The sequence below is a fragment of the Rhodoferax sp. genome (genome assembly GCF_030646845.1).
Classification (GTDB): Bacteria; Pseudomonadota; Gammaproteobacteria; order Burkholderiales; family Burkholderiaceae_C; genus Rhodoferax.
In genome coordinates, this window is record NZ_JAUSLE010000010.1 from 73149 (window position 1) to 82515 (window position 9367).

Below are 9367 nucleotides of genomic sequence, written 5' to 3' on the forward strand. Positions count from 1 at the left end.
TCAAAATCCTGAAAAAATGCTGAGAAATACGCCAATGAGGGCGCAAGCATAAGTTTCCGGGCTGGTTTTGACTTTGTTCTAGGTCAAGAAAGGGGCTCGGTCTGGGTCAATGCCGGTGCCACCACGGCTTCCAGCTCGGCCCGCAGCCAGCGGTGCGCCGGGTCATGCTGGTGGCGCAGGTGCCAGATCAGGTACATCGGCATGCTGGGGCAGGGCAGCGGCACAACTGCGCTGGCCAGGCCGCGCAGCAGGTGCGCTTGCAGCAGCCCCGGCGCGGTCGCGAGCAACTGGCTGCCGCGAATAAACGAGGGCAGACCCGCAAAACCGGGCACCAGCACCCTGAAGTTACGCTGCACCCCGCGTGTCAGCAGCCATTGGTCCAAATCCAGCGCGCGGCGCGGCTCATACACCACGGTGATGTGTTCGGCGGCCAGATACTCGGCCTTGGTTTGCGGCGCTGCGCGCTGCTCGGGGTCGTAAAACACCCGGTAGCTGTCCTCAAACAGGCGTTTTTGCAGAATATCCGCCCCGTCCGGCGGGCGCGGGCTGATGACCAGCTGGCAATGCTCATTGCGCAGCATCTCCAGACTCGGAATATCGGACGGAATCACCCGCAGCACCACGCCCGGCGCGTGGGCACGGAGCCTTGCCATCAGCGGCGGCAGCAGCACATCGCGCTGGAAATCATTGGCGGCGATGGTGAAGGTGGTCTGCCAGCGCGCCGGCTCAAAGTCGCCAGCTCCTCCCCATCGCGCAAACCGTTCCATGCTCGCCAGCAGCTCCCGCGCCTGCACCGCCAGTTCCTCAGCCCGCTGGGTCGCCACAATGCCGCGCCCGGATTTGACAAACAGCGGGTCGCCGGTGATGCCGCGCAGCTTGTCCAGCAGGTGGCTCACCGCGGATTGCGTCACCCCCAGCCGCTGCGCCGCGCCCGTCACCGAGCCCGCTTCCACGACGGCCAGCAGCAGTTGCAGCAGGCGGCCATCCAAGTCCAAATAATCGAATTTGCTCATGTATTCCATCATGATTCATGTCTTTATCTTTGGCAATGGACGCGGGATACTTCGGCTTGACCTAACGCAAACATTGTCAAATTCAGGAGATACATCATGGCTTCCAGCGACAAATTGCCCCCACTTCCAGCCATACCGGGCACCACGCCCTTTGACGGCGAGCAGGCCAAAAAAGGCTACGCGCTCAACAAAATGTGCTTTTCCTTCAACACCGCCGAGAACCGCGCCGAGTTCCTGAAGGACGAGGAAGCCTACATGCGCAAGTACAGCCTGACCGAGCCGCAAGCCGCCGCCATCCGCGCCAAAAACGTGCTGCAGCTCATCGCCGCCGGTGGCAACGCCTACTACCTGGCCAAGTTTGCCGGCATTTTTGGCCTGGATATGCAGGACATCGGCGCCCAGCAAACCGGTGTGACCAAAGAAGCATTCCGCGCCAAGCTGGTCGCGGCTGGAAAATAAGCCAAGTAAATCAACAACATTTCATAAATTCAGGAGAACATCCATGGCCAAACTCATCGGCTGCATCGGCACCTCGCACATCCCCGCCATCGGCGGCGCCATCCACAAAGGCATGCAGCAAGAGCCGTACTGGAAACCCTTTTTTGACGGCTTCCCGCCCGTGCGTGAGTGGCTGGGCAAAGCCAAACCCGACGTCGTCGTGATCTTCTACAACGACCACGGCCTGAACTTCTTCCTCGACAAAATGCCCACCTTCGCTGTCGGTGCCGCCGCCCAGTACAACAACGCCGACGAAGGCTGGGGCATCCCCACCTTGCCGCCGTTCAAAGGCGAGGTCGATTTGTCCTGGCAGATCATCAACACGCTGGTCGAAAAAGAGTTCGACGTCGTCACCTGCCAGGAAATGCTGGTCGACCACGCCTGCACCCTGCCGCTCAAACTGCTCTGGCCCGAAGGCGATTGCCCCGTCACCGTCGTGCCCATCTGCATCAACACCGTGCAGTTTCCCCTGCCCAAAGCCAGCCGCGTCTACGCCATGGGCAAGGCGGTCGGCGAGGCGATCGCCGCGTGGGACAGCACCAAAACCGTCGCCGTCATCGGCTCCGGCGGCCTGAGCCACCAGCTCGACGGCGAGCGGGCTGGGCACATCAACAAGGAATTTGACCTGCAGTTCATGGACAGCCTGCTGACCAACCCCGAGTGGGCGACGCAGTTCAGCATCCATGAGCTGGTCGAGAAAGCGGGGACGCAGGGCGTTGAGCTGCTGATGTGGCTGGCGATGCGGGCGGCGCTCACAACCGGCGCGGGCGCGGGGGTGCGCAAGGTGCACAGCAACTACCACATACCTATTTCCAACACCGCTACGGGTTTGCTGGCGTTGGAGAAGATCGCCTGATTGCTATTAAATATGTAGCTGGTTAGACAATAAATACGCCGGCTAGAGGCATATTTGAGGGGTAAAAACCAGTTTTCCTTGCGGAGGACTGGTTTTTTTACGTGCTGTCGGCGACCTGCCACAAGGCCTCCGCCGGCGCAGACAACGCAGCGCGTGGGCGGTACAGACGAATATCCACCGGAATATGCCAGCGCAGGCTACCCGCGGCGACGAGGGTGCCTGAACGCAGGTCGTCCTTGATCAGGCTTTGCGGCAGCCAGGCAATGCCTCGTCCCTCCTTGGCCATGGTCTTGAGCAAGACCGCGTGATGCGCCGTAAACACGGTGGTGAAGGGCGCTTCTTCCAGGGCCGAGGGCATCAGGGCGCGCATGATGCGGCCCAGGCCGGAGTCCTGGCCGTAGGCCAGCACAGGCACCGGTTTTTGCGGGGCGTCGTCTATCCAATGCTGGGCTTGCCCGTCGGCCAAGGGGGCGGTCACGGGCAGCAGCACGTCATGGCTGACGCGGGTGAAGGTGAACTGCACGTCGTCCAGACGGCTGGCCACGGACGAGTGACCGTGGCACAGCAAAAACTGGATGCGCCGCTGCAGCATCAGTTCTTCACAGGCGACCAGGTTGTCCGAGATGATCTGGATGGGACCCAGCCGCAACTGCGCCTCAATGCCGCTGAGCCAGCTGGGAAAAAAGCTCAGGGACAGAACATGGGTTGCTGCAAACCGCAGGCTCATCGCTTCCTGCTCATGCGCCGCCCTGGCCTTGAGACGCGAGGTCTCCAGGCGTTGCAGCAGCTCGTCCACTGAGGGGTGAAAACGCTTGCCAGCCTCGGTCAGTGTCACCGGTTGGACGCTGCGGTTGAACAGATCCACGCCGACCCATTCTTCCAGCGACTTGATGTGCCGGCTGAAGGCGGGCTGGGCGATGGCGCGCGCCTGCGCGGCGCGGGAGAAGTTGCCGCTGTCGGCCAGCGCCAAAAAGTCTTCCAGCCATGCCAGGTCAAGCGGTCGGTTACCAGGGCCCATGTTTGAATAGTTCTATGCGTTTCGAGTATTGGACGGGTCGGGCGGGGTGGGGGATCATGCCTTATCAACCGCTAATTATCGACGTTAAGGAATATTACCCATGAAAATTGTTGACATCATCGAATCGACCCGCCCCATCAAGTCGGACATCCGCAACGCCTACATCGACTTCTCCAAAATGACGCTCAGCCTGGTGGCGGTGGTCACCGACGTCATCCGCGACGGCAAACCCGTCATCGGCTATGGCTTCAACTCCAACGGCCGCTACGGCCAGGGCAGCCTGATCCGCGAACGTTTCCGCCCCCGCGTGCTGGAGGCGGCTGCCGCCACGCTGCTCAATGAAGCCGGCGACAATATCGACCCGCACAAGGTGTGGAGCTGCATGATGTCCAACGAAAAACCAGGCGGCCATGGCGAGCGCTCGGTGGCCGTGGGCACCATCGACATGGCGGTGTGGGACGCGGTCGCCAAGATCGAACAAAAACCGCTCTATGAATTGCTGGCGCAGCGCTACGGCAATGGCACAGCCAACCCGCGCGTGTTCGTTTATGCCGCCGGCGGCTACTACCACCCCGGCAAAGGGCTGGACGGCCTGCGCCGCGAGATGAGCAGTTATCTGGAACGCGGCTACTCGGTCGTCAAGATGAAGATCGGCGGCGCTTCGATGGCGGATGACATGGAACGCATCGAGGCGGTGCTCAAGCTGCTGCAACCCGGGCAGCAACTCGCGGTCGATGCCAATGGCCGCTTCGATTTGAAGACGGCTATTGACTACGGCAAGGCCATGTCCGCCTACCCGCTGTTCTGGTACGAGGAGGCCGGCGACCCGCTGGACTACGAGCTGCAGGCCAAACTGGGCGAGGTCTACCAGGGCAGCCTGGCCACCGGGGAGAACCTGTTCTCGATGCAGGATGCGCGCAACCTGATCCGCCATGGCGGCATGCGCCCCGACCGGGACTGGCTGCAGTTCGACTGCGCCCTGAGCTACGGCCTGGTGGAATACCTGCGCACGCTGGACATGCTCAAAGAGCACGGCTGGTCTCCCAGCCGCTGCATCCCGCACGGCGGCCACCAGATGTCGCTGGCCATTGCGGCCGGTCTGGGGCTGGGCGGCAACGAGTCCTACCCCGACCTGTTTCAGCCCTATGGTGGCTTCCCGGACGGCGTCAAGGTGCAGAACGGCTATGTCACCCTGCCGGCCCTGCCGGGTATCGGGTTTGAAGGCAAGGCGGATCTGTATGCGGAGATGAGGCTGCTCGCCAGCTGATTGGCTGCAACGTCGATCTTGTAATCAATAGCGTAAAGCGCTATTGATTACGTAGCGCATCATGCAATAAACACGCCGGCTAGAGGTCAAAATTACCCCTAAACCGGCACAAAAACCCAATATCACAACAAAAACGATACCAGCTTGAAATCCGGGTCCTCGGCATACGGCTTCACGGTAAACCCAAGCCCCTTCATCAACTTCAGCATCCCCGGATTGTTCGCCAAAACCAAGCCGTCAATCTCATCCAGCCCCTTCTCCCGCGCCACTTCCATGATGCTGAGCATGAGCCGCGAGCCGAGGCCACGGCCGCCAAAGTCGTCGGCGACGACCAGGGAGAACTCGCAACTCGCCCGGTCCGGGTTGGTGATGTAGCGGGAGACGCCGACGATGCGTTCGGACTCGACCATCTCGCCCTTTTCGCTTCCTGCGCCCGGTTTGCGCTCTTTGTAGACCGCCACCAGCGCCATTTCGCGGTCATAGTCGATCAGGGTGAAGCGCGACAGCAGGGACGGCGGCAGCTCCATCATGGACGACACAAAGCGGTAATACCGGCTTTGCGTCGACAGGCTGCGCACCAGGTCCTGCAGCATCTGGGCATCGTCCGGGTGGATCGGCCGCACCGTGTACATGCCGCCGCCGCGCAGCGGCCAGGTTTGTTCGTACTGCGCGGGGTAGGGCAGGATGGCCAGGTGGTTGTAGCGGCCGCCGCCGGTGCTGGCCTGCGGGGCGTTGTCGATCACGATGCGGGCGTCGACCGCCACCGCGCCGGATTCGTCCACGATGATGGGGTTGATGTCCATCTCGCGTAGCTGCGGCAGCTCGCACACCATTTCCGAGACGCGCAGCAGCACATGCTCCAGCGCCTCCATGTCCACGGCACTGGCACCGCGCCAGTCGCCCAGGGTTTCGGCCACGCGGGCGCGGTCGATCAGGCGGCGGGCCAGAAACTGGTTCAGCGGCGGCAGCTCCATGGCGCGGTCGTCGATCAGTTCGATCATGGTGCCGCCCGCGCCGAAGGCGATGACGGGGCCGAACGGGTCGTCGGTCACCAGGCCGATGTAGATCTCGCGGCCGCGCTTGTGGCGTGCCATGTTCTGCACCGTCACGCCGTTGATGTGGGCGTTGGGCTGCTGGCGCGTGACCGACTGCATCATGTCGTTGTAGGTGTCGCGCACGCCGACGGCGTTCATGATGTTGAGCGCCACGCCGTTGACGTCGGACTTGTGGCTGATGTCGGGCGAGTCGATCTTCAGCGCCACCGGGTAGCCCAGCTGGGTGGCGATCATCATCGCCTCATTGGCGCTGCGGGCCAGGATGGTCTGCGTGACGGGGATGTGGAAGGCCGCCAGCAGCGCTTTCGACTCCATCTCGGTCAGGATGTTGCGGCGCTCGGCCAGCACGCTTTCAATCAAGAGGCGTGCACCTTCAATGTCGGGCTTGGCCAGCGCAGACAGGGGCGGCGGCGTTTGCTGCAGCAGCTGCTGGTTTTGGTAGAACGAGGCGATGTTGCCAAAAGCGCCGACCGCCGCCTCCGGCGTGCGGAAGGTGGGAATGGCCGCGGCATTTAGCAGCACGCGCGCCTCGCGCACCGAGGCTTCGCCCATCCAGCAGGTCAAGAGCGGCTTGCTCATGTTGGGTTTGTAGTCGGACAGCGCTTTGGCCACGGCTGCCGCATCGCAGCCGGCTTTGGGTGAGTGGATCACCAGCACACCGTCGATGTCGGCCTCGGTGCTGGCTGCCTCGATCGCAGCCCGGTAATGCTCGGGCTTGGCTTCTTCGGACAAATCGATCAAATCGCACAGCGAGGCCAGCGGCGGCAGGGCGGGTTTGAGTTTGGCCGCGTTCGCGGGTGACAGCGTGCCGAGTTGCAGCTTGATCTCGCTGATCCAGTCGGCTGCCAGCACGCCGGGGCCGCCGCCATTGGTGACGATGCACAGCCGCTTGCCCACCGGCCGGTAGCGCGAGGCCAGGCATTTGGCGGCGGAAAACAGCTGCACAAACGAGCGCACCCGCACCGCGCCGGCGCGGCGCAGGGCGGCGTCAAACACGTCGTCGCTGCCCACAATCGCACCCGAATGGGTTTGGGCGGCCTTGTTGCCGGCCGGTTTGCGGCCCGCTTTGAGCACGACCACCGGCTTGGCGTTGGCCGCCGCCCGCAGCGCGCTCATGAAGCGGCGCGCGTTGGAAATGCCTTCTAAATACACCACAATGCTGTGGGTTTGCGGGTCGGAGGCCAGAAAGTCCAGCACCTGCGCCACATCCACGGCGGTGTTGGGGCCCAGCGACACCACGGTGGAAAAACCGACCGCGTTCTGGCTCGCCCAGTCCAGAATCGATGCCGTCAGCGCCCCCGACTGCGACACCAGTGCCAGCGGCCCCGCCGCGGCCAAGTCTCCCGCCACGCTGGCGTTGAGTCCGCTGCGGGGACGCTGAAACCCGAGACAGTTGGGTCCCAGCAGATGGATGCCCTGACGCCGCGCCACGCGGTGCAGTTCGGCTGCCAGTGCGGCGTTGATGCCGCTGGAGATCACCGTGGCTGCGCGGCACTTGATGCGGCCGGCCACTTCCAGCGCGGCGGCGACCTCCTCGGGCGGCAGCGCGATGATGGCCAGGTCGGCCCGCGTTTGGGCCAGGTCCGCCAGCGTGCCGGTGGTGTGGGTGTCCATAAACGTCAGCGTGCCGGTGAAGGGCTGCCCCTTCAAGGCGGTGATGAGCGCCTGAGCTTGGGCGGTTTGCGCCTCGGGCTCGTCCATCTTGCCAGCAAAGACCACGATGGATTCGGGCGAGAAAAGAGGGGTAAGGTAGTGTTTGTCCATGGTTTTCTTGTTGTTATTCAGGTATTTAAACAGTGCTTAGTCTGCGCCAATCAGCACCTTGACATGCGCGGCCACGCTGCGGGCCAGCGAGCTCAGGTCATAGCCGCCTTCCAGGCAGGAAATGATGTGGCCCTGACAGTGGCGCTTGGCCACCGCCATGAGTTGCTGGGTGACCCAGGCGTAGTCGGCCTCGAGCAGACCCAGGTTGCCCATGTCGTCCTCCCGGTGGCCGTCAAAACCCGCCGAGATGTAGATCAATTGTGGCTTGAACGCCTCCAGCCGGGGCAGCCAGTGCTTGGTCACGGCTTCGCGGAATTGGTTGCTGCCCGAGCGGCTGGGCAGACCGACATTGACCATGTTCGGGCCCACCGCGTTGTCGCCGGTGAACGGGTAAATCCCCTGCTCAAAAATAGAGCACATCAGCACCCGCTCGTCACCGCGAAAAATGTCCTCGCTGCCATTGCCATGGTGCACGTCAAAGTCAATCAGCGCCACCCGCTGCAAGCAGTACACGTCCAGCGCATGGTTGATGCCGACCGCCACGTTGTTGAAAAAGCAGAACCCCATGCCCGCCGCACGTTCCGCATGGTGACCCGGCGGCCGCACGCTGCAAAAAGCGGTCGGTGCCTGGCCGGTCAGCACCAGATCCGTCGCCTGCACCACCGCCCCCGCCGCGCGCATCGCGGCCATGACGGTGAAGGCATTCATGCACGTGTCCGGGTCGACCCGGTGGTAGCCTTCGGCCGGCGAGGCCGCAATGATGTCGTACACATAGTCCAGATCATGCGCCCGCCCCAGCTGCGCCTCGGTCGCCATGGGCGCCTCAACGGGCTGCATGTAGTCCAGCAAGCCCTTGACGAGCAGCATGTCCTTGATGGCCCCCAGCCGTTCCGGGCATTCAGGGTGATCCGGCCCCATCTCGTGGCGCGCGCAATCGGGGTGGGTGATAAAGGCGGACAGCAAGAGCAGACTCCTTCGGCAAGATAAGTAGTAACCCTTATTTTGACCAGCTCACCTTTCGGGATATTGACCTGACGCAAGTGTTGGTGGGTTTTAGGGAGAACCGCCGCAGCCGCTGGAGATAAATCGACTAAATTTTGGATAAGCAATCGCTTTCTGTTCGGTGACTAACCGCACTGGCCCTAGAATGGCTGGCAAAGGGAGAGGCATGACGCCAGAACAAAAAGCCAGAGTCAGCATTGACGCCTTACTCACACAGGCCGGTTGGCACGTCTGCCACATGGCAGATGCCAACATCCACGCGTCGCGCGGCGTGGCCCTGCGCGAATTCCCCCTCAACCCCGGTTTTGGCTTTGCCGACTACCTGCTCTACATCGACGGCAAAGCCGCTGGCGTGATCGAGGCCAAAAAAGAAGGTGCCACCCTGACGGGTGTGGAAGTGCAGTCCGCCCGCTACGCGCAAGGCCTGCCCGCCACACTGCCCGCCTGGCGCAGACCCTTGCCCTTCAGTTACGAATCCACGGGCATTGAGACCCACTTCACCCAGGGGCTGGACCCGCAGCCCCGCGCCAGAGCCGTGTTTGCGTTTCATCGCCCCGAGACTTTAGCCGTGTTTTTGAAAGACCTGCCCGCCAAAGGCTGGGAATCTTCCGCCGCTGTGCATACCGGGACTGCCACCCCAGCTACTGCCAACGACGCTAACGCCGGTTTTGCCACCGCCACATCTACCGCTCCCACATTCCTTGGCCGCCTGCAAGCCATGCCGCCGCTGATAGAAGACGGCCTGTGGCCCGCCCAGAAAATCGCCGTCCGCAACGTCGAAGCCTCCCTCAAAGCCAACAAGCCCCGTGCCTTGGTCCAGATGGCCACCGGCAGCGGCAAGACCTTTACCAGCATCAGCTTCATCTACCGCCTGATCAAGTTCGCCGGCGCCAA

General features: G+C 62.7%; 8 protein-coding genes. 4 read left to right on the plus strand and 4 right to left on the minus strand.

Annotated features, from left to right (window positions below; all coding sequences use genetic code 11):
- Positions 1 to 83: 83 nt before the first annotated feature.
- Positions 84 to 1022 (minus strand): LysR family transcriptional regulator, encoded by a 939-nt coding sequence (locus Q7T10_RS03780; protein ID WP_370653721.1) that lies wholly within the window; start codon positions 1020 to 1022, stop codon positions 84 to 86.
- Positions 1023 to 1109: 87 nt separating this feature from the next.
- Between Q7T10_RS03780 and Q7T10_RS03785 the strand changes: the two genes are divergently transcribed.
- The gene (locus Q7T10_RS03785) at positions 1110 to 1472 is read left to right on the plus strand and encodes a protocatechuate 4,5-dioxygenase subunit alpha (protein ID WP_304746092.1); all 363 of its coding nucleotides are present in this window, start codon (positions 1110 to 1112) and stop codon (positions 1470 to 1472) included.
- Between the two features lie 43 nt (positions 1473 to 1515).
- Positions 1516 to 2367, plus strand: a complete 852-nt coding sequence (locus tag Q7T10_RS03790) for a class III extradiol dioxygenase family protein (protein WP_304746094.1) — start codon at positions 1516 to 1518, stop codon at positions 2365 to 2367.
- Positions 2368 to 2464: 97 nt separating this feature from the next.
- On the opposite strand, the gene Q7T10_RS03795 is transcribed toward Q7T10_RS03790, so the two are convergent.
- Positions 2465 to 3385, minus strand: coding sequence for a LysR family transcriptional regulator (locus Q7T10_RS03795; RefSeq protein ID WP_304746096.1), 921 nt, complete (start codon positions 3383 to 3385; stop codon positions 2465 to 2467).
- A 100-nt stretch (positions 3386 to 3485) separates the two neighbouring features.
- Here Q7T10_RS03795 and Q7T10_RS03800 point away from each other — a divergent pair, with 100 nt between their 5' ends.
- Entirely contained in the window at positions 3486 to 4652 is a 1167-nt protein-coding gene (locus Q7T10_RS03800) for a mandelate racemase/muconate lactonizing enzyme family protein (RefSeq protein WP_304746098.1), read from the plus strand.
- A gap of 122 nt (positions 4653 to 4774) precedes the next feature.
- Here Q7T10_RS03800 and Q7T10_RS03805 read toward each other — a convergent pair whose 3' ends face one another.
- Together Q7T10_RS03805 and Q7T10_RS03810 are read right to left on the minus strand one after the other, a co-directional pair.
- The gene (locus Q7T10_RS03805; protein ID WP_304746100.1) at positions 4775 to 7471 is read right to left on the minus strand and encodes a bifunctional acetate--CoA ligase family protein/GNAT family N-acetyltransferase; all 2697 of its coding nucleotides are present in this window, start codon (positions 7469 to 7471) and stop codon (positions 4775 to 4777) included.
- 36 nt (positions 7472 to 7507) lie between these two features.
- Positions 7508 to 8434: a histone deacetylase family protein gene (locus Q7T10_RS03810; protein WP_304746102.1), complete on the minus strand. Its 927-nt coding sequence runs from the start codon at positions 8432 to 8434 to the stop codon at positions 7508 to 7510.
- Positions 8435 to 8639: 205 nt separating this feature from the next.
- Between Q7T10_RS03810 and Q7T10_RS03815 the strand changes: the two genes are divergently transcribed.
- The coding region (locus Q7T10_RS03815; RefSeq protein WP_304746104.1) for a DEAD/DEAH box helicase family protein at positions 8640 to 9367 on the plus strand (728 nt) is incomplete at its 3' end.

Excerpts from the sequence above, each read along its gene's own strand:
- Q7T10_RS03780 (WP_370653721.1), bottom strand. The coding sequence starts at position 1,022 with ATGGAATACATGAGCAAATTCGATTATTTGGACTTGGATGGCCGCCTG.
- Q7T10_RS03785 (WP_304746092.1), top strand. The coding sequence starts at position 1,110 with ATGGCTTCCAGCGACAAATTGCCCCCACTTCCAGCCATACCGGGCACC.
- Q7T10_RS03805 (WP_304746100.1), bottom strand. The coding sequence starts at position 7,471 with ATGGACAAACACTACCTTACCCCTCTTTTCTCGCCCGAATCCATCGTG.
- Q7T10_RS03800 (WP_304746098.1), top strand. The coding sequence starts at position 3,486 with ATGAAAATTGTTGACATCATCGAATCGACCCGCCCCATCAAGTCGGAC.
- Q7T10_RS03790 (WP_304746094.1), top strand. The coding sequence starts at position 1,516 with ATGGCCAAACTCATCGGCTGCATCGGCACCTCGCACATCCCCGCCATC.
- Q7T10_RS03795 (WP_304746096.1), bottom strand. The coding sequence starts at position 3,385 with ATGGGCCCTGGTAACCGACCGCTTGACCTGGCATGGCTGGAAGACTTT.